This window comes from Allobosea sp. BH3 (genome assembly GCF_025499465.1).
Classification (GTDB): domain Bacteria; phylum Pseudomonadota; class Alphaproteobacteria; order Rhizobiales; family Beijerinckiaceae; genus Allobosea.
In genome coordinates this window covers 839,217-858,642 of record NZ_JAIMCA010000001.1, presented here as the reverse complement: position 1 = coordinate 858,642, position 19,426 = coordinate 839,217, and the positions used below count along the sequence as shown (strand labels likewise).

Annotated in this window: 21 protein-coding genes; 15 read left to right on the top strand and 6 right to left on the bottom strand. The window is 67.2% G+C overall.

All coding sequences use genetic code 11. From position 1 onward, the window contains the following. Positions 1-203: 203 nt before the first annotated feature. The 8 genes from BoBH3_RS04080 (at position 204) to BoBH3_RS04045 (ending at position 7,290) form a co-directional block, all read left to right on the top strand. A complete protein-coding gene (locus BoBH3_RS04080) occupies positions 204-1,814 on the top strand; it encodes an OpgD/OpgG family glucan biosynthesis protein (protein ID WP_262329460.1) in 1,611 nt (536 codons plus the stop codon). Between the two features lie 226 nt (positions 1,815-2,040). Next, the gene (locus BoBH3_RS04075) at positions 2,041-2,196 is read left to right on the top strand and encodes a hypothetical protein (RefSeq protein WP_262329459.1); all 156 of its coding nucleotides are present in this window, start codon (positions 2,041-2,043) and stop codon (positions 2,194-2,196) included. Between the two features lie 14 nt (positions 2,197-2,210). Next, positions 2,211-2,945, top strand: coding sequence for a zinc ABC transporter ATP-binding protein AztA (aztA, locus tag BoBH3_RS04070; protein WP_262329458.1), 735 nt, complete (start codon positions 2,211-2,213; stop codon positions 2,943-2,945). Positions 2,946-3,095: 150 nt separating this feature from the next. Beyond that, a complete protein-coding gene (locus tag BoBH3_RS04065) occupies positions 3,096-3,971 on the top strand; it encodes a metal ABC transporter permease (RefSeq protein ID WP_262329457.1) in 876 nt (291 codons plus the stop codon). A 34-nt stretch (positions 3,972-4,005) separates the two neighbouring features. Continuing rightward, entirely contained in the window at positions 4,006-4,956 is a 951-nt protein-coding gene (locus BoBH3_RS04060) for a metal ABC transporter substrate-binding protein (protein WP_262329456.1), read from the top strand. 44 nt (positions 4,957-5,000) lie between these two features. Beyond that, on the top strand, positions 5,001-5,963 hold the full coding sequence (locus BoBH3_RS04055) for a CobW family GTP-binding protein (protein WP_262329455.1): 963 nt from the start codon (positions 5,001-5,003) through the stop codon (positions 5,961-5,963). 15 nt (positions 5,964-5,978) lie between these two features. After that, positions 5,979-6,986 (top strand): WD40 repeat domain-containing protein, encoded by a 1,008-nt coding sequence (locus BoBH3_RS04050; protein WP_262329454.1) that lies wholly within the window; start codon positions 5,979-5,981, stop codon positions 6,984-6,986. 7 nt (positions 6,987-6,993) lie between these two features. Then, positions 6,994-7,290: a hypothetical protein gene (locus BoBH3_RS04045; RefSeq protein WP_262329453.1), complete on the top strand. Its 297-nt coding sequence runs from the start codon at positions 6,994-6,996 to the stop codon at positions 7,288-7,290. Between the two features lie 75 nt (positions 7,291-7,365). Here the strand turns inward: BoBH3_RS04045 and BoBH3_RS04040 are convergent, their stop codons facing one another. Both BoBH3_RS04040 and BoBH3_RS04035 read right to left on the bottom strand, forming a co-directional pair. Beyond that, positions 7,366-8,190: an OmpA/MotB family protein gene (locus BoBH3_RS04040; protein ID WP_262329452.1), complete on the bottom strand. Its 825-nt coding sequence runs from the start codon at positions 8,188-8,190 to the stop codon at positions 7,366-7,368. Between the two features lie 13 nt (positions 8,191-8,203). After that, on the bottom strand, positions 8,204-8,974 hold the full coding sequence (locus BoBH3_RS04035; protein ID WP_262329451.1) for a motility protein A: 771 nt from the start codon (positions 8,972-8,974) through the stop codon (positions 8,204-8,206). 153 nt (positions 8,975-9,127) lie between these two features. On the opposite strand from BoBH3_RS04035, the gene BoBH3_RS04030 reads away from it, so the two are divergent. From BoBH3_RS04030 to BoBH3_RS04015, 4 genes are all read left to right on the top strand, one after another. Further along, positions 9,128-10,942 (top strand): glucan ABC transporter ATP-binding protein/ permease, encoded by a 1,815-nt coding sequence (locus tag BoBH3_RS04030; RefSeq protein WP_262329450.1) that lies wholly within the window; start codon positions 9,128-9,130, stop codon positions 10,940-10,942. 56 nt (positions 10,943-10,998) lie between these two features. Beyond that, on the top strand, positions 10,999-11,979 hold the full coding sequence (locus BoBH3_RS04025) for a TRAP transporter substrate-binding protein (RefSeq protein WP_262329449.1): 981 nt from the start codon (positions 10,999-11,001) through the stop codon (positions 11,977-11,979). A gap of 96 nt (positions 11,980-12,075) precedes the next feature. Further along, positions 12,076-13,182: a calcium:cation antiporter gene (locus tag BoBH3_RS04020; RefSeq protein WP_262329448.1), complete on the top strand. Its 1,107-nt coding sequence runs from the start codon at positions 12,076-12,078 to the stop codon at positions 13,180-13,182. A 112-nt stretch (positions 13,183-13,294) separates the two neighbouring features. After that, a complete protein-coding gene (locus tag BoBH3_RS04015; protein WP_262329447.1) occupies positions 13,295-13,630 on the top strand; it encodes a DUF1330 domain-containing protein in 336 nt (111 codons plus the stop codon). A gap of 7 nt (positions 13,631-13,637) precedes the next feature. On the opposite strand, the gene aroB is transcribed toward BoBH3_RS04015, so the two are convergent. Together aroB and BoBH3_RS04005 are read right to left on the bottom strand one after the other, a co-directional pair. After that, positions 13,638-14,786, bottom strand: a complete 1,149-nt coding sequence (gene aroB / locus BoBH3_RS04010; RefSeq protein ID WP_262329446.1) for a 3-dehydroquinate synthase — start codon at positions 14,784-14,786, stop codon at positions 13,638-13,640. Further along, positions 14,783-15,382 carry a shikimate kinase gene (locus tag BoBH3_RS04005; protein ID WP_262329445.1) on the bottom strand — a complete coding sequence of 200 codons (600 nt, stop codon included), beginning with the start codon at positions 15,380-15,382 and terminating at the stop codon, positions 14,783-14,785. The genes aroB and BoBH3_RS04005 overlap by 4 nt, the downstream gene beginning before the upstream one ends. A gap of 167 nt (positions 15,383-15,549) precedes the next feature. Here BoBH3_RS04005 and BoBH3_RS04000 point away from each other — a divergent pair, with 167 nt between their 5' ends. Together BoBH3_RS04000 and BoBH3_RS03995 are read left to right on the top strand one after the other, a co-directional pair. After that, positions 15,550-15,696 (top strand): histidine kinase, encoded by a 147-nt coding sequence (locus BoBH3_RS04000; RefSeq protein ID WP_262329444.1) that lies wholly within the window; start codon positions 15,550-15,552, stop codon positions 15,694-15,696. Further along, positions 15,693-16,622, top strand: a complete 930-nt coding sequence (locus BoBH3_RS03995) for a site-specific tyrosine recombinase XerD (RefSeq protein WP_262329443.1) — start codon at positions 15,693-15,695, stop codon at positions 16,620-16,622. Before BoBH3_RS04000 ends, BoBH3_RS03995 begins: the two co-directional genes overlap by 4 nt. A gap of 70 nt (positions 16,623-16,692) precedes the next feature. Here the strand turns inward: BoBH3_RS03995 and BoBH3_RS03990 are convergent, their stop codons facing one another. Beyond that, positions 16,693-17,391, bottom strand: a complete 699-nt coding sequence (locus tag BoBH3_RS03990; protein ID WP_262329442.1) for a carbonic anhydrase — start codon at positions 17,389-17,391, stop codon at positions 16,693-16,695. A 48-nt stretch (positions 17,392-17,439) separates the two neighbouring features. After that, positions 17,440-17,769, bottom strand: a complete 330-nt coding sequence (locus BoBH3_RS03985; RefSeq protein ID WP_262329441.1) for a DUF167 family protein — start codon at positions 17,767-17,769, stop codon at positions 17,440-17,442. A gap of 133 nt (positions 17,770-17,902) precedes the next feature. Between BoBH3_RS03985 and BoBH3_RS03980 the strand changes: the two genes are divergently transcribed. Further along, positions 17,903-19,396 (top strand): amidase, encoded by a 1,494-nt coding sequence (locus tag BoBH3_RS03980; protein ID WP_262329440.1) that lies wholly within the window; start codon positions 17,903-17,905, stop codon positions 19,394-19,396. Positions 19,397-19,426 lie beyond the last annotated feature (30 nt).

The following is a 19,426-nucleotide window of genomic DNA, read 5'->3' as shown; positions in this document are numbered from 1 at the left end:
TGCGGGCCGTGAAAGTGAAAGCGGCCGGCTATGCCGGGGCTTTCGCCTTTAGCCCAATGAACGTGCTGGTTTCGCCACAATCGGCCACCTATCTCAGGTCGTTGCCCGGACGTTCCGAATGCAAGGTCTGCCGGGCGGCGGAACCAGACTGGATCAGGGGCGTTATGCGGGACCGTGGCGGGCAGGACTTGAGCTTGATGCAGATGAGCCGGAGGACGCGCCTCGATCGACGGACAGTTCTCGCCGGAGCGGGCGCGACGGCGGCACTGGCGGCCGTCGGTTTCGCGCCGGAGGCGCTTGCCGAACAGGGGCTCAAGCTCGGCCAGGCACAGGACTTCACCTTCGACCTGCTCAAGGCGCGGGCGAAGCGCATGGCCGGCGAGCCTTATCAGGCGCCCGCCAATCCAAGCCCGGATGTCCTGCAGCGGATCGACTACGACGCCCATGGCAAGATCCGGTTTAAGCCGGAGGCGGCGCTGTGGGCGAACGGTCCCTCGCCCTGGCCGGTGACCTTCTTCCACCTCGGCCGGTATTTCCAGAAGCCGGTGCGCGTGCATGTGGCCGAGAGCGGCAAGGCGCGCGAGATCCTCTACGATGAGAGCTATTTCTCGATGCCGGCCGACTCGCCGGCCCATGCGTTGCCAGCCGAGGCGGGCTTCGCGGGGCTGCGTTTCCAGGAGAGCCGCAGCGGCCATCCCGGCCGCAACGGCGAGGCGCTGGACTGGAAGCGGAACGATTGGGTCGCCTTCCTCGGCGCCTCGTATTTCCGCGCCATCGGCGAACTCTACCAATATGGGCTCTCGGCGCGCGGGCTGGCCATCGATCCCGCCGTTTCCGGCAAGGAGGAGGAATTCCCGGACTTCACCCATATCTGGCTGGAAACCCCGCAGCCCGGCGCCGAATATGTGACGCTCTACGCGCTGCTGTCCGGGCCGAGCGTGGCCGGCGCCTATCGCTTCCGCATGCATCGCGGCAAGGGCGTCGTCATGGAAATCGAGACGGCGCTGCATCTGCGCAAGGATATCGCGCGACTGGGCATCGCGCCGCTGACCTCGATGTTCTGGTACTCCGAGACGGCGAAGCCTGCCGCCATCGACTGGCGGCCGGAGGTGCATGATTCCGATGGGCTCGCGCTCTGGACCGGGGCCGGCGAGCGCGCCTGGCGGCCGCTCAACAATCCGCGCCACACCACCGCCTCGGCCTTTGTCGACCGCAACCCGCGCGGCTTCGGCCTGATGCAGCGCGACCGCGAGGTCGGCCATTACCTCGACGGCGTCTCCTATGAGCGCCGGCCGAGCCTCTGGGTCGAGACGCAGGGCGATTGGGGCCGGGGCTCGGTCCAGCTCATCGAGATCCCGACCGACGACGAGATCCACGACAACATCGTCGCCATGTGGGTGCCGGAGGCGCAGGCCAAGGCCGGCAACGCCTACGACTTCCGCTACAAGCTGCACTGGCTGGCCGACGAACCCTTTCCCAGCACGTTGGGGCGGGTCGTCGCCACGCGTCTCGGTAATGGCGGCAAGCCCGGCATGGTCCGCCCGCAGGGCGTGCGCAAGTTCATGGTCGAGTTCCTCGGGCCGATGCTCGAGAGCATCCCCTTCGGTGTGAAGCCGGAAGTCGTTGTCTCGACCTCGCGCGGCCTTTTTTCCTATGTCTTCGCGGAAGCTGTGCCCAACGACATGCCCGGCCACTGGCGCGCCCAGTTCGACCTGACCGTCGATGGCAGCGATCCGGTCGAGCTGCGCTGCTATCTCAAGGCGGGCGAGACGGTGCTGACCGAGACCTGGATGTATCAGTACCTGCCGTTCTGAACGGTTGAGATTGCATTCGATCGTATTGAGGCGCTCCCCGTCATTGCGAGGAGCGAAGCGTCAAAGCAATCCAGGGGACGTAGAGCTCTGCCGCTCCCGGATTGCTTCGCTGCGCTCGCAATGACGGTTCAATCAGATAAAAGCCGTCTCCAGCATCCGGAAAGGCCTTGGACGAGGTGCGGAATCGCACTTGCTCCGGCGGAAGCGTAACATTATATCATCTCACATGGCCCATACGCACGCCCATGTCCGGCACGCGCCCCATGCCGCTCCGAGCGAGCCGGGCTGGTCGCTGCTGCGTCTTTCGGCAGGTGCCCGCGTTGGTCTGGCCGCCGTGGTCGTCGCCGCGCTCTGGCTGGCGACGCTGGCCGTGATTTTTTGAGCGAGTTGCGTTCCATGTCCGCCATCCGCCTCACCGATCTGACGCTGGGCTATGACCGCCATCCGGCGGTGCATCATCTCTCCGGCGAGATCGAGGCCGGCAGCCTCACCGCCATCGTCGGGCCGAACGGGGCCGGCAAGTCGACCCTGCTGAAGGGCATTGCGGGCGCGCTTGCGCCGCTGTCCGGCGGTGTCGCGCTCGCGAAGGGCAAGCGCATCGCCTATCTGCCGCAATCGGCCGATCTCGACCGCTCCTTCCCGATCCATGTCTACGATCTCGTCGCCATGGGCCTGTGGAACCGCGCCGGCATCTTCGGGCGCATCGGCGGGGGCGCTGCCCACAAGATCGAGCACGCCATCGCGGCTGTCGGCCTGACCGGCTTCGAGAGCCGGCCGATCGGGACGCTTTCCGGCGGGCAGATGCAGCGGGTGCTGTTCGCGCGGCTGCTGCTGCAGGATGCCGATGTGATTCTGCTCGACGAGCCCTTCACCGCCATCGATGCCCGCACCACGGCCGATCTGCTGGAATTGGTCAGGCGCTGGCATGGCGAGAGCCGCACGGTCGTCGCGGTGCTGCACGACATCGAGACGGTGCGCCAGGCCTTCCCGCGGACGCTGCTGCTGGCGCGCGAGGCCGTGGCCTGGGGTGAGACCGCCACAGTGCTGACGCCGGAGAATTTGCTGAAGGCGCGGCGCATGGTCGAGGCCTTCGATAGTCACGCCGCTCCCTGCGAGCGCGACGCGGCGTAAGACGCGCCGACGATCCGGCTTTCCGTCATTGCGAGCGCAGCGAAGCAATCCAGGGGGCTTGTTCGAAGCGTTTCACCAATCCCCCTGGATTGCTTCGTCGCTTCGCTCCTCGCAATGACGTCGTGCGACCGACCGCCGGATAGCTGACCCATGCTCTACGATCTCCTCATCGGCCCCTTCGCCGAATTCGACTTCATGCGGCGCGCGCTGGTCGGCGTCGCGGCGCTCGCCGTCTCGGGCGCGCCGATCGGCGTCTTCCTGATGCTCAGGCGCATGAGCCTGACGGGCGATGCGATGGCGCATGCCATTCTGCCGGGCGCGGCGCTGGGTTATCTCGTCGCCGGTTTCTCGCTGCCTGCGATGACCATCGGCGGGCTCGCGGCAGGGTTCGCGGTGGCGCTCGCGGCGGGCGCCGTGGCGCGGGCCACCGTGCTGAAGGAGGATGCCTCGCTTGCAGCCTTCTACCTGATCTCGCTGGCGCTCGGCGTCACCATCGTGTCGCTGCGCGGCTCAGCGATCGACCTGCTGCATGTGCTGTTCGGGAATGTGCTGGCGCTGGACGACCAGGTGCTGCTGCTGCTCGCAGGCGTCGCCACGGTCTCCCTGCTAACGTTAGCAGCGCTCTACCGGCCGCTCGTGATGGAATGCGTCGACCCCGGCTTCCTGCGCTCGGTCAGCCGCTCAGGTGGCGTCGTGCATCTGAGCTTCCTCGCGCTCGTCGTGCTCAATCTCGTCGCCGGCTTCCATGCGCTCGGCACGCTGCTCGCCGTCGGCATGATGATGCTGCCGGCCGCCGCCGCCCGCTTCTGGACAGCCGACATCACCCGGCTTCTGCTGCTGGCTTCCGGCTTCGGCATGGTTTCGGGCTATGGGGGGCTCGTCATCTCCTATGCGGCGGGCGCGAGCCTGCCTGCCGGCCCGTCCATCATCCTCGCCGCCGGGGCGATCTATCTCGGCTCGCTGCTGTTCGGATCGCAGGGCGGGCTTGCGCTTCGCCTCTTGCCTCGGGCCCATCTCCAGAGATAGAAACGTTATAGCGTTACATTTCTGGAGGTCAGCCATGCCGAACCGCCGCGTCCTTCTTGCCGCCAGCCTTGCCTACGGGCTGGCGCTTGCCGTCTCGCCGTTCGGCGCCATCGCGCAGGAGAAGCTGCCGGTGGTGGCGAGCTTCTCGATCCTCGGCGATTTCGTGCAGCAGGTGGGCGGCGACCGCGTCAGCGTCACCACGCTGGTCGGCCCCGATGGCGACGCCCATGTCTATTCTCCGACGCCGGCCGATGCGAAAGCCATGGCTGCGGCGAAGCTCGTCGTCGTCAATGGCTTGCATTTCGAGGGCTGGCTGCCGCGGCTGTTGAAATCCTCCGGCACCAAGGCTGCGCTCGCCGAGGCGACGAAGGGCATCACTGCGATCGAGGCCGATGACGATCACGACGACCACGCCAAAGGCAAGGCGGGCCATGCCCATAACCATGGCCATGACGATCCCCATGCCTGGCAGAGCGTCGCCAATGCCAAGGTCTATGTCGCCAATATCCGCGATGCGCTGAGCGCTGCCGATCCCGCTGGCAAGGCGAGCTACGAGGCCAATGCCACGGCCTATCTCGCCGAGCTCGATGCGCTGGAGGGCGAGGTGAAGGCTGCGGTCTCGCGCATCCCGGCCGACCGGCGCAAGGCGATCACCACGCATGACGCCTTCGGCTATTTCGTGAAGGCCTATGGCGTCGATTTCGTCGCGCCGCAGGGCGTCTCGACTGAAGCCGAGGCCTCCGCCCGCGATGTCGGGCGCATCATCCGGCAGGTGAAAGCGCAGAAGATCCCGGCCGTCTTCCTGGAGAACGTCACCAATCCGCGCCTCGTCGAGCAGATTGCGCGCGAGAGCGGCGCCAAGGTCGGCGGCAGGCTCTACTCGGACGCGCTCTCCGCCGGTTCGGGACCGGCGGGGACTTACATCCGCATGATGAAGCACAATATAAGCGAGATCGAGAAGGCGCTCGCCGCCGGTCCGGCCTGACAGGGCCGGCACCGCTCCCGCGTCACAGCCATCAGGTCGATTCCATGTCCGAGAAAATCCCCGTCACGGTGCTCACCGGCTATCTGGGCGCCGGCAAGACCACGCTCCTCAACCGCATCCTGACCGAAGACCACGGCAAGAAATTCGCTGTGATCGTCAACGAGTTCGGCGAGGCGGGCATCGATGGCGACCTCATCGTCGGCGCCGACGAGGAAATCTTCGAGATGAACAACGGCTGCATCTGCTGCACCGTTCGCGGAGACCTGATCCGCATTCTCGACGGGCTGATGAAGCGCAAGGGCAAGTTCGACGCGATCATCGTCGAGACGACGGGCCTGGCCGATCCGGCCCCCGTCGCCCAGACCTTCTTCGTCGACCAGGATGTCGGCGACGCCACCCGTCTCGACGCAGTCGTCACCGTCACCGACGCGAAGTGGCTGAAGGACCGGCTGAAGGACGCGCCCGAGGCGAAGAACCAGATCGCCTTCGCCGACATCATCATCCTGAACAAGACGGACCTGGTGACGGCTGAAGAACTGGCCGAGGTCGAGGCAGCGATCCGCGCGATCAACCCCTATGCCAAGCTGCACAAGGCCGAGCGCGCCAATGTGGACATCGCGAGCCTGCTGGACCGCAACGCCTTCGACCTCGACCGCATCCTCGACATCGAGCCGGATTTTCTCGAGGCCGGGCACCACCATCACCACGCCGAGGATGTGCGCTCGATCTCGCTGACCATCCCGGGCGATGTCGATCCCGAGAAGTTCATGCCGTGGATCAATGACATCGCCCAGATCCAGGGGCCGAACATCCTGCGCTCGAAGGGTATCCTCGCCTTCAAGGACGAGCCCCGCCGCTTCGTCTTCCAAGGCGTGCACATGATCCTGGACGGCGATCTCCAGCGCGACTGGAAGCCTGACGAGAAGCGCGAGAGCCGCCTCGTCTTCATCGGGCGCAGCCTCAACGAAAATGAGCTGCGCAAGGGGTTTGAAGCCTGCGCGGCGTGACGTAAAAGCCGCGTCATGAACACCACTGACAAACCCGTCTCGCTGCGCGAGCACGTCACGCCGATCGCGGCGGAGACCCATGTCGTAGTCGCCCACTGGCTGAAGCAGGGGCTCGTCTTCGCGCTCGCCGACGGGCGCGTGCTGCGCTGGCGCGAGGGCGCGACGGAATTCGTCGAAGCCCATGCCGGCGGCATCCTCTGCGCCGTCGGCGACAGCGAGCGACTGATCTCCGGTGGTGATGACGGGCGCGTCGTCGCGACGGGTTTCGAAGGCCAACCGATCGAGATCGCCAAGGATTCGAAGCGGCGCTGGGTCGACGCGATCACGCTCTCGGCCTCGGGCAACCTGGCCTGGAACAGCGGCAAGACTGTGCAGGCCCGCGACGAGAAGGGCCGCATCCGCACGCTCGAAGCTGCCAGCACGCCGCAGGGCCTCGTCTTCGCGCCCAAGGGCTATCGCCTCGCCATCGGCCAGATGAACGGCGTCTCGCTCTGGTATCCGAACACCGAGGCGAAACCGGAATTCCTTGAATGGAAGGGCTCGCATATCGATGTGGCCTGGTCTCCGGACGGGCGCTTCATCGTCACCTCCATGCAGGAGAACGCGCTGCATGGCTGGAAGCTGGGCGACAAGCCGAGCCATATGCGGATGACCGGCTACCCGGCGAAGCCCCGCTCGCTCTCATGGTCCCATGACGGCCTGTGGCTCGCCTCCAGCGGGGCGGACGGCGCCATCGTCTGGCCGTTCCAGGGCGACGGGCCGCAGGGCAAGGCGCCGCGCGAATGCGGCGTGCGCCATGCGCGCGTCACCCGCGTCGCCTTCCACCCGGGGGCGCTGGTGCTGGCCATCGGCTATGACGATGGCTGCATCCTGATGGTGCGGCTGACCGATGGCTCGGAGCTTCTGGTGCGGCCGCCCGCGCGCGGCAGCGGCATCAGCGCCTTCGCCTGGGACAAGGCCGGCAAGCAGCTCGCCTTCGGCGCCGAGGACGGCGCGGCCGGCGTGCTCGCCCTGCCGAGCTAGAGCCGCGATGCGCTTCGGGCTCTTCGGCGGGCCTGCGGCCCGCAAGGGGAACGAGGCGAAAGCCGCGGCGAAGGCGACTGCCGAGCGGCTGAAGGAGCAGGTGCGGGACCTGCTCGGCCTCGGCGAGACGGCCGCGGTCGCGGTCAACGAGATCATCTGCGCCGATCCCGCCTGTCCCGGCAGCGAGACCGTCATCCTCGTGATGAAGCCCGGCGAGAAGACCCGCGCCTTCAAGCTCCAGATGGCGATGGACGAGGTGACGCCGGAGGCGCTTGTGGATGCACTCCGTCCTTCTCGGGCTTGACCCGGGAAGCTCTTGAGGAGCGCGCTGGCTTCCGAAATCCTGGGGTCGCGCCCGAGAATGGCGCCTATCGGATTCTCAGGGCTTCAGCCCGGTCGGCAGGGCAGAGGCCTCCGCCCTCAGAGAGATCCCGATGCGGCGGTTATAGGGCAGGTAGGGATTGTCCTTGATCAGCGGCTCGGTATTGCCCTTGCCGGTGACTGAGACGAACCGATCGTTCGGAACGCCGGCATTGGCGAGAATCTCGCGAACAGAGCTGGCGCGTGCGATCGAGAGGCCCCAGAGGTCCCCCTCCGGCGGAGATCCCGGTCGCGGCGTGGCGGTATGGCCGGAGATCGCCACCTTGTTGGGCATGCGCCGCAGCGTCGGCGCGACCGCGGCGAGGACCTTGCGCATGCGCTCGTTCGGCTGGGCCGAGCCCTCCGCGAACATGGCGCGCCCCTCCTGGTCGACGAGCTGGACGTCGAGGCCCTCGTCCGAGACCTCGATCAGGATGTTGCGGGAGAGATCGGCAATCTCCGGCATCTCGCGCAGGGCCTGCCGCAGCGAGGCGGCCGCAAGCGCGAAGCCGCGATCCTGCGTCGCCGAGATCAGGCCCTCTTCCTTCTGGGTGTTCTGGTTCGGCGCGGTCTTGTCGGAGGCGTCCTCGAGCGGCTTGATATAGGTGTTCTTGATGTGGGTCTTGGTCGGGATGCCGTCGATCTCGACAATGCCGGAGAGGCGGTTGTCGGGCTGATTGCCGAAGGCCTCGCGCATCGAGCCGGCGACGATCTGGAGCTTCTGCTTGTCCATGGTCGAATAGGCCGCCACCATGACGAAGAAGCTCATCAGCAGCGCCATGAGATCGGCGAAGGTCACGAACCAGCCGTGACCGCCATGGCCTCCCCCTTTTTTGCGTGCCATCGCCGGGGACCCGTCAGGCCGCCTCGGCCATTTCGGCCCGATGATGATCGGGCAGATAGGCCAGCAGCATTTCGCGCACCAGGGTCGGGCTCTTGTTGTCGCGCATCTGCAGCACGCCGTCGATGATCAGCGTGCGCGAGATTTCCTCCTCCTCGAGCTTGATGTGCAGCTTGTCGGCGATCGGCAGCGTCAGCATGTTAGCGACGAGCGCGCCGTAGAGCGTGGCCAGCAGCGCGACGGCCATGGAGGGGCCGAGCTTGGCGGGGTCCGACATGTTGGCGAACATGCCGACCATGCCGATGATCGTGCCGATCATGCCCCAGGCCGGCGCGCAGTCTCCGATGGCGCGATAGAGCTTGGAGCCCTCATCGAGGCGCTGCAGGAAATTGTCGCGATCCCGCTCCATCGTGTCGCGGATGAAGTCCTTGTCGTAGCCGTCCGCGATGTAACGCAGCCCCTGCTGCAGGAAGGGATCGGAGACTTCGGCGCCTTCGAGCGCGACCGGGCCGCTCTTGCGGGCGATCTCGGCGACGCGGGTGATCTCGTCGATCAACTCGCGCGGATGGATGGAGCGCAGGGTGAAGGCGAAGCGGATGCCCATGGGCAGGCCGTGCATGATCACGGAGAACGGGAAGCGCAGCATCGTCGCGGCCGTGGAGCCGCCGAAGATGATGATCGCCGCGTGCTTGTCCCAATAGGCGGCGAAATTACCACCATCGATGATGATCAGCGTGCAGATCGTGGCAATGCCGCCGATGACGCCGATCGCGGTGGCGATATCCATGACACACCTTGGAGTGCGGCTGCCGCCGCAACTGGGGCGCCTCGTATATGCAGTCGCGGTCATCATAGGGTGCGGCGGCTTGAGCGAGCCTTACGCCAGTCGCTTCAAGTCTACAGCTTCGCGTCGCGAGAAGGATCGGATAAGGATTCGGGAATGTCTCTGCTCTCGCTCTATGCCCGTGTCCTCGGTGAGCTCGGATCGGAAAGGCGCCTCGGCGTCCTTCTGGCCCTGGCCAACGTCCTGCTGGCCGCCGTCTCCTTCGCGGAGCCGATGCTGTTTGGCGCGCTGATCGACCGGCTGACCACGATCCAGTCCTCCGGTGGGAAGCTCACCTGGGACAGCATCAACCTGCTGATCTTCGCCTGGGTCGGCTTCGGGCTCGTCAACATCGTTATGGGCGTCATCGTCGCGCTGCATGCCGACAGGCTGGCGCATCGCGCGCGGCTGGCCGTGATGGCGCGCTATTTCGAGCACGCGCTCACCCTGCCGCTCGCCTACCACACGCAGACCCATTCCGGGCGCGTGCTGAAGGTGATGCTCGACGGCACCAACGCGATGTGGGCGCTCTGGCTCTCCTTCTTCCGCGAACATTGCGCCTCGGCCGTGGCGCTGTTCGTGCTGCTGCCCTTCACCGTCTGGAAGAACTGGCAGCTCGGGCTGCTGCTGATCTTCCTCGTCCTGCTGTTCGGCGGGCTTACCGCCTTCGTGCTGCGCAAGACCGACCGGCTGCAGAGCAATGTCGAGACCTACCACTCCAACCTGGCCGAGCGGGCCTCTGACGCGCTCGGCAACGTGCCGGTGATCCAGAGCTTCACCCGCATCGAAGCCGAGGTCAGGGGTCTGCGCTCCACGATCACGAACCTGCTGAATGCGCAGCTGCCGGTCCTGTCCTGGTGGGCCGTCGCCAATGTCGCGACGCGGGCCTCGGCGACGCTGACCGTGCTGCTGATCTTCATCGTCGGCACCTGGCTGCTGATGCATGGCCAGACGACGGTCGGCGAGATCGTCACCTTCATGGGCTTCGCCACCATGCTGGTCGGGCGGCTCGAGCAGATCGTCGGCTTCGTCAACTTCATCTTCATGCAGGCGCCGAAGATGCGCGAGTTCTTCGAGGTGCTGGATACGCTGCCGAGCGTGCGCGACCCGGCCAACGCCAAGGACCCGGGCCGGCTCGAAGGCGCGGTCGCCTTCGAGGACGTCTCCTTCTCCTATGACGGCAAGCGCGCTGCGGTGCGCGACGTCTCCTTCTCGGTCAGGCCCGGCGAGACCATCGCCGTCGTCGGCTCCACCGGCTCGGGCAAGTCGACGACGCTCGGCCTGCTGCATCGCGCCTTCGATCCGCAATCGGGGCGGATCGTCGTCGACGGACTGGACATCCGCGAGATCTCGCTGCTGTCGCTCCGGCGCAATATCGGCGTCGTCTTCCAGGAGCCGATGCTCTTCGCCCGCTCGATCCGCGAGAACCTGCAGGTCGGCAAGCCGGACGCCACCGATACGGAAATGATGCAGGCGCTTGAGCGCGCGCAGGCGGCCGAGGTGATGGCCCGCCAGCCCGACGGGCTCGACACGCTGGTCGGCGAGCGCGGCCGCACGCTCTCGGGCGGCGAGCGCCAGCGGCTCTCGATTGCGCGCGCCCTGCTCAAGAATCCGCCGATCCTGATCCTCGATGAGGCGACCTCGGCGCTCGACGCGGCCACCGAGGTCAAGCTGCAGAAGGCACTGGAGGAGGTGATGAAGGGCCGCACCACCTTCGTCATCGCGCACCGCCTCGCGACGATCCGCAATGCCGACCGCATCCTCGTCTTCGAGCAGGGCGAGGTCGAGGAGATGGGCACCTTTGACGAGCTCGTCGCCAAGGGCGGACGCTTCGCGGCGCTGGCGCGGGCGCAGTATCTGGTCAGCGACAAGCCGGTTGCGACCGCCGAGGAAGCGGTGAGCCCGCTGGCTCAGAAATTGCGGGCGGATTGACGAGGGGCATTCCCTCTTGCTGGAATCATCCGGCAAATCGATCGAGGGAAATTGTCATGCGATGGCTTGCCGCCGGTTTTCTCGTCTCCAGCTTCGTCTTCGGCGCGGGTGCTGTCGTTGCGCAGACGAGCTGGGAGATGCCTACGGAATATCCGGAAACGGCCATTCCCGGTGAGGGCGTCGCGACCTTCGCCAAGCTGGTCAATGAACGGGCCGGCGGGCGCCTGACGATCCGCCCCAGCTTCGATGCCAAGCGCGGCATCAAATCGGCCCAGATGATCGCGGCCGTCCAGAAGGGCGAGGTTGCCGCGGGCGATGCGTTCGCGGGAGCGCTCGGCGCGGTCGACCCGTTGTTCGGCCTGTCCTCGCTGCCCTTCCTGGCGACGTCGGTCACTGACGCGCGCCGCCTCACCGATCTGGCGCGGCCGGTCTATGAGAAGCGGCTGGCAACGTTCGGCCAGAAGATCCTCTACACGACGCCCTGGCCGGCCTCGGGCATCTGGTCGAAGGCGCCCCTGGATTCGGCCGCGAGCCTGCGGGGTCTTGCGATTCGGACCTACGACGCCACCTCGACCGCGGTGATGAACGCCGCCGGGGCGAGCGCCGCCAACCTGTCCTTCGCGGACGCCATGCCGAAGGTGAAGGACGGATCCGTCGTTGCCGTGCTGTCTTCCGGCGATGGCGGTGCGGGGCGCAATCTCTGGGATTTCCTGCCGCATTTCACCGAAGTGAACTATGCGATGCCGATCTCCATCGCGACGGTGAATCTCGCTGCCTATGAAGCGCTGCCGGCGGACCTCAGGCAGGTCGTGGACGCTGCGGCGAAGGAGACCGAGCAGCGGCAGTGGTCTGCGATCCTCACCCGGCTCGATGAAAACTATGCCCGGATGCGAGCCAACAAGGTCGTGATCCGCACCGATGTGTCGCCCGATCTCGCCCAGGCGCTGGCGAAGGCCGGCAAGGGTGTCGTCGAGGAATGGCGTCGCGGCGCCGGAGCTGATGGAGCCGCCGTCCTCGATCAATTTGAGAAGAAATAGCCTCCCAGCCGCGGTCAGGAGGGCGTTTACCGAGACAGGGCCGGGGGATTATGCGACTATCGCCGCATTCCCGCCGACTCTCAGAGCCATTTCAGCATGATGATCTTCCGCCTTGCCTGCGCTTGGGCCTCTGTCGCCGTATTTCTATTGTTTGGCGATACTCTGCTCGGCCAACTGGGCGCCCCGGTGCCGTCGCTGCTGCTCTTCCTGTGGCTGCTTGGCGTCATCGTCTGGTCTTCCTTCGGCGTGGTGCATGAGGCGGAGGAACTGGCCGAAAGACTAGGCGAGCCCTATGGCACGCTGATCCTGACACTTTCGATCGTCATCATCGAGGTCGCGCTGGTCGGCGCCGTGATGCTCGGCGCCACCGGCGCGCCGACGCTCGGCCGCGATACGATGTTCGCGGTGCTGATGATCGTGCTCAACGGCGTGGTCGGCGTCGGCCTCCTCATCGGCGGCCTGCGGCACTTCCAGCAGCGCTACAACCTGAAGGGCGCTTCCTCGTACCTGGCGGTGATCATTCCGCTCACGGTCATCCCCCTCTTCCTTCCCAACTTCACGACCTCGACGCAGGACGGCACACTGACGCCTTTCCAGGCGGTCGCCTTCTCGATCTTCACGGTCGCACTCTATGGCGCCTTCCTCGCGCTCCAGACCGGCCGCCACAGCATGTTCTTCCGCGAGCCGGAGGAAGACGGCAAACCGGCGGCGGCCGCGGTTGCGAAGGACGCGCGGGCCCGTCCCGCAGCGGGTGAATTGCTGCCTCGCATCGGGCTGCTGCTCGCCAACATCCTGCCGATCGTCATCCTGTCGAAAAGCCTGGCCAAGGTCCTTGATTTCGGCATCGGCCAACTCGGGGCGCCGGCGGCGCTCGGCGGCATCCTGATCGCGATGGTGGTGTTCACGCCGGAATGCATTGCGGCGCTCCGTGCCATCACCGGCAACCAGCTGCAGCGCGCCGTCAATCTGTGCCTCGGCGCGGCGGCCTCGACGCTGGGCATGACCGTGCCGGCCGTGCTGCTGATCGGCGTGTTCACCGGCCAGCCGGTCGTGCTCGGCCTGTCGGCGACGAACATGGTCATCGCGGCGATGACGCTGCTGCTCTCGACGCTGACCTTCACCGGCACGCGCACCACCATGCTGGAAGGAGCGGTGCATCTCGCCGTCTTCTTCGTCTTCCTCGTGCTGGTGTTTAGCCCCTAGAGCATTTCAGCGTTATCGGCGGACGATAACCCCGCAGGTAATCGACCTGCGGCGCTCGCGGCTGCAGGGTCCTTCGCGACGCCCCATCAGGGCCATCGTGAAGGAGACATGGATGACCGCCTACGCCATCGCCCATCTGCAGGATGTCCGGCTCGGCCTGGAGATCATCGAATACATCCGGCGCATCGACGCGACGCTCGAACCTTATGACGGCCGGTTCCTGATCCATGGCGCGACACCGGAGATCGTCGAGGGGCCGTGGCCCGGCGATCTCGTGGTGATCGCCTTTCCGGATCGCGGGCGGGCGCGGGCCTGGTACGACTCGCCGGGCTATCGCGAGATCCTGCCGTTGCGGACGGAGAACGCGCGCAGCGTGACGATGATCGTAGAGGGCGTCGACCCGAGCTACCGCGCGACGGATTTCCTCGCCAAGGCAGGTCTGGCCTGACGGCTGCTCAGGCGGCGCTGGCGGCCAGTTCCGTCTCGATGAAGCCGCGCACCTCGTCGGCGGCGACGCCCGGCGCGATGAAGCTTCGGCCGATGCCGCGCGCCAGGATGAAGGTCAGCACACCGCGCTTGACCTTCTTGTCCTGCGTCATCGCCTCGACGATCTGGTCGGCGCTGCCGGGACCGCCCGGCACCTGCTGGAGACGGCTCGGCAGGCCGACATGGTCGAGATGGCGCGAGACGCGAAGGGCGTCCTGCCCCGGGCAGAGGCCGAGCCGCTGCGAGAAGCGGAAGGCGAGGGCGAGCCCGATGGCGACGGCCTCGCCATGGACGAGGCGGGTGGAATCGTAATTCGTCAGCCGCTCCAGCGCGTGAGCGAATGTGTGGCCGAGGTTGAGGAGCGCGCGGTCGCCCTCCTCGCGCTCGTCGCGGGCGACGATGGCGGCCTTGGCCCGGCAGGAGACGGCGACGGCATGGTCCCGCTCCGGCCCGCCGGCGATGACGCGGCCCCAGTTCGCCTCGCACCAGTCGAAGAAACCGGGATCGTCGATCAGCCCGTATTTCACCACCTCGGCATAGCCGGCCTTGAACTCGCGCTCGCTCAGCGTGTCGAGAAGCGCGGTGTCGGCGATGACGAGCGCCGGCTGGTGGAAGGCGCCGATCAGGTTCTTGCCGTGCGGAGAGTTGATGCCGGTCTTGCCGCCGACTGAGGAATCGACCTGCGCAAGCAACGTCGTCGGCACCTGTACGAAGCGCACGCCGCGCCGCAGCACAGCCGCCGCGAAGCCGGTCAGGTCTCCGACGACGCCGCCGCCGAAGGCGATGACGAGGTCGTTGCGCTCGATCTTCGCCTCCAGGAGAGCGTCGCACAGCGCGACGAACCGGGCGTAGGATTTGGAGCTCTCACCCGGCGGGATGACGATGCGCGTTGCCGCGATGCCTTCCTGCTGCAGGCAGGCCTCGAAGGCGGCGCCGTGGAGCGCGGCCACGCTCTCGTCGGTGACGAGGGCGGCCTTGGCGCCCGGCGCAAAGCCGGCGATCAGCGCCGCAGCCTCGCAGAGCTGGTGGCGACCGATATGGATGTCGTAGGCGCGGCCCTCGAGCGCGACGGGGACGACGATGCGCGCGCCGGCCTTCTTGTCCAGGATCACAGTCATGGCACGTTCGCTCCGACCGGGGAGCCCAGATAAGCCGCCAATGCGGCGATGGTGTCACCGACCACGAGTTCGTGAGGCTCGTCGCTCGACTGGATGGTCAGGTCCGCGAGCGCGTAGACGGGCTCCCTGTCCCCCAGCATGCGCCGCAGCGTCGCCTCCGGGTCTGCCGTCTGGAGCAGCGGGCGGTTGGAGCGCTTGCGGACGCGGCGCATCAGCACCTCGGGCTCGGCCTTGAGCCAGACCGAGATGCCGAGTTCCTGCACGCGCTGACGCGTTTCGGCGTTCATGAAGGCACCGCCGCCCGTCGCCAGCACGAGAGGCGCACGCGTGGCCAGAATGCGGCTGATGACGCGGCGCTCGCCGTCACGGAACTCGGCCTCGCCGCGTTGCGCGAAAATCTCGGGGATGGTCATGCCCGCCGCGGTCTCGATCTCGGCGTCGGCATCGACGAAGGGCAGGCCGAGGCGGCTCGCGAGCCTGCGGCCGACCGAACTCTTGCCCGAGCCCATCATGCCGACGAGCACGATGGCGCGCCCGCCGAGGGCGGCGCGCAGATCGGCCATATCCGGGGAAGCGATGGTGGCGGCGGCGGTCATGACGTTGTTTCCTCGGCACGCCTGTAGCATGCGGCCGCAGGCGGCGTCATGCCTTCGTCATGACTTTTGGCGCGCCCGCGCCTCCGGCTCTTGCGCTGCCCCACATGCATCGGGGATAACCGGGTGCGCCGCGCCCCTGCCCAGCGATTGACGAGAACCGATTCGACGTGCCGACGCTGTTCCGTTTCCTCGTTTTCGTCGCCGTTGTCGCGGGGCTGGTCTTCGGAGGGATGGTCGCGCTCGTCACCTTCGTCAAGCCGGTGCCGCGAGAGATGATCGAGATCGTGCCGCCCGAGAAGCTCCACCCGAAATGAGCCGGCTGTCGCGCCAGCGGCTGAATTCCTTCCTCGACATGCTGGCCGCCGAGCGCGGCGCCGCGCGCAACACGCTCGAAGCCTATGAACGGGATGTCTCAGACTATCTCGAATTCCTGGGCGGCAAGGCGCCGGATGCGGCGGCGGCGGAAGATATCCGCGGCTGGCTCTCCGATCTTTCGGCGCGGGGCCTGAAGGCCTCTTCGGCGGCGCGCCGGCTTTCGGCCGTGCGGCAGTTTCACCGCTTCCTCTATACGGAGGGGCTGGCCGGCAGCGATCCCTCCGCCGCGATCTCCGGCCCGCGCCAGGGCCGGCCGCTGCCCAAGGTGGTTTCGGTCGGCGATGTCGACCGGCTGCTGGAGGAGGCGCGGGCCGCCTGCACGCGCGAAGGGCTGAGCAAGGCCGGCCAACTCAAGGCGCTCAGGATGCGCTGCCTCGTCGAGATGCTCTATGCCACGGGCCTGCGCGTCTCGGAGCTGATCGCGCTGCCGCTCTCGGCTGCGACGACACGCGAGCGCTTCCTGATCGTGCGCGGCAAGGGCGACAAGGAACGGCTCGTGCCGCTGAACGAGGCGGCGCGGCAGGCGGCGCGGGACTGGCTCGCGGCGCTGAAGGAGGTCGGCGACGTGCTGGGCCGCTGGCTCTTTCCCTCGGATGGCGAGAGCGGGCATCTGACGCGGCAGGCCGTCGCGCGCGATCTCAAGGCCCTGGCGGGGGCGGCCGGATTACGGGGCCCGGCGCTGAGCCCGCATGTGCTGCGCCATGCCTTCGCCAGCCATCTGCTGCAGAACGGCGCCGATTTGCGCGTGGTGCAGGAACTGCTCGGCCATGCCGATATCGCGACGACGCAAATCTACACCCATGTCCTCGACGAGCGGCTGAAGAGCATGGTGCGCGATCTCCATCCGCTCTCGGACGGGGACTGAATGTGGCATGTCATCCCGCACGCGCTGCGCACGCAATGCTGCTGCGCAGACACGGGATGACGCGCGGAACTCACGCTTCGGAGCAGCGGATCTGCTGGACGCGCTTGGGCATCTCGCCGACGGCGGGGATGAACTGGCCGGTGGCCGGATCGAGGATCATCAGCACACCGGTGGCGACGGCGAAATAGGCGCCGTGCAGATGCAGCCTGCCCTTGCTCTCGAGAATCTGGACACAGGGGAAGGTGCGCAGATTGGCGATCGATTGCTGGATCGAGGCGAGCTCCAGACGCTGCAGATAATCGTCGAAGTTCTCGTTGCGGCCGCGCCCGCCGGTGCGCTCCGCGGCCGGGCCGATCAGCGTGATCCACTTGCCGATGAAGTCACCCGGCGAGAGCGCCTGCTGGCTGTCGTCGGCGAAGGCGCGGATGCCGCCGCAGCGGCCATGGCCGAGCACGACGATGTGCTGGACCTTGAGAGCCTGGATTGCGTATTCGAGTGCCGCCGAGGTGCCGTGGAGCTGGTCGTCCGGCTGGAAGGGCGGCACGAGATTGGCGATGTTGCGCGCGACGAACATCTCACCCGGCCGGGCATCGAAGATCACCTCCGGCGAGACACGCGAATCGCAGCAGCCGATCAGCATGATCTTCGGCGTCTGCCCGTGCTCGCCGAGCTCTTCATATCGGCTCTGCTCGCGGATGAAACGATCGTCGAGGAAGGTGCGATAGCCTTCCGTCAGGCGCTGCGGGAACGGCTCTGCAGGCTTTTCCATGCGCCTTCTCGAACAGGAAACGGCGGCTTCCGTCAAGCCGGGGCGGCGTCACGAGCTGGGGAGGCGGGCTTCCAGCGTAGCGATCAGGGGCTGGGCATGCCCCCTGAGTGCAACGGTCTTCAGCCGCGCGCTGGCGCCGGCCGCGATCGATATCTGCGAGCGGGAAAGCCCCAGCTCCTTTGCCAGGAGCTGGATGAGGGCCGCATTCGCCTCGCCTTCGGTGGGAGCAGCGCGCACGCGCGCCTTCAGCACGCTCCTGCCGTCGGCCAGCGTCTCGATGCCCTCGAGCGCATCGCGCCCGCCGCGCGGGGTGAGCCTGACGCTGAGGGCGAGGCCCTCCTTCGTTTCCCGCCAGGGCCGGCCGGTCGGATCGTACATGAGCCCTCTCTTCAGGTGGGGGCGGCCATGCGCCACCAGGACATGGACATCCGGCGCTCCCGCTCCCTAGTCTGCGCCCGCGGCTTCCGCGGCATAACGTTTGCGAGGGGGCGCGCGCAATGGAGAGCCTGACTTGACCGAACCCTGTGATCTCAACGCCGTCGAGGCGCGCGCGCTGATCGGAGCCAAGAAGCTCTCGGCGCGAGAACTGCTCGAAAGCTGCATCCGCCGCATGGATGCCGTCGATCCGGCCGTGAACGCGATGGTGGCGCGCGATGACGAACAGGCCCGCAAGGCAGCGTCGGCCGCCGATGAGGCCACGATGCGCGGCGATGCGCTCGGCGCGCTGCACGGCCTGCCCGTGGGCATCAAGGATCTGGAGAACGTCGCTGGCCTGCGCACGACCTATGGCAGCCCGCTCTATCGCGATTTCGTGCCGAAGGAAGACCAGCTGATCGTCTCCTCGGTGCGCAAGGCCGGGGCGATCATCGCCGGCAAGACCAACACGCCGGAATGGGGCGCGGGCGCGAACACCCGCAACGCCGTCTACGGCGTGACCGGCAATCCCTTCGACCCCACGAAGAGCGCGGCCGGCTCCTCCGGCGGATCGGGCGTCGTGCTGGCGACGAATATGGTGCCGATCGCCACCGGCTCGGACACCGGCGGCTCGCTGCGCAACCCGGCCGCCTTCAACGGCATCGTCGGCTTCCGCCCGACGCCCGGCCTCGTGCCGAGCGAGAAGCGTGCGGTCGGCTGGAGCCCGCTGCCGGTGCTGGGGCCGATGGCGCGCAATGTGCCGGATCTCTGCCTGCTGCTCTCGACCATGGTCTCCGATGACGCCCGCGACCCGCTCGCCACGACGATCCACGGCCAGACGGTGCGCCGGCCGGAGGATTTCGCCCGGCCGGCCTCGATCGACCTCGCTTCGCTCAAGGTGGCGCTGACCCCGGATTTCGGCTTCGCGCCGACGGAGAAGCACATCCGCGAGGTCTTCGCCGAGAAGACCGGCGCCTTCAGCCATCTCTTCGGCTCCGCCGAGGCGGCGACGCCGGATTGCTCGGGCACGGACGAGGCTTTCGAAGTGCTGCGCGCGGTGGCCTTCCTCGCCAGCCACCGCGACAAGGTGCGTGATACGCCGGACATGGTCGGGCCGAACGTTCGGGCCAATGTCGAGGAGGGGCTGCGCTATTCCGCCCTCGACGTCACGCGGGCGCTGCAGCTCCAGACGCAGGCCTATCTGCGCTGGCAGAGCTTCTTCGAGCACTACGACGTCATCCTCTCGCCAGCCGTGACGCTGAGCCCGCGGCCCTGGACCGAGCTCTTCCCGGCCGAGATCGACGGCAAGCCGACGCGGACCTATTTCCACTGGCTGGCGCTGGCCTATGCCGTCACGACCGTCGGGCATCCGGCGATCTCGCTGCCGGTTGGGCTTGACCGGAACGGCATGCCCTTCGGCCTGCAGATCGTCGGTCCCCGCGGCGGCGACGCCAAGGTGCTGGCGGTGGCGGCCGCTCTGGAAGCGGCGCTCGCGGGCGACCCGCTGACGGCACGGCCAGTGCCGGACCTCGCCAAGCTCGCCAAGGCGCGCCCGATCAGCGAAAGCCCGAACTTCATAGGCTTTGCGTAAGCTCAATGCCCTATGATTGGCGTCGAGGCA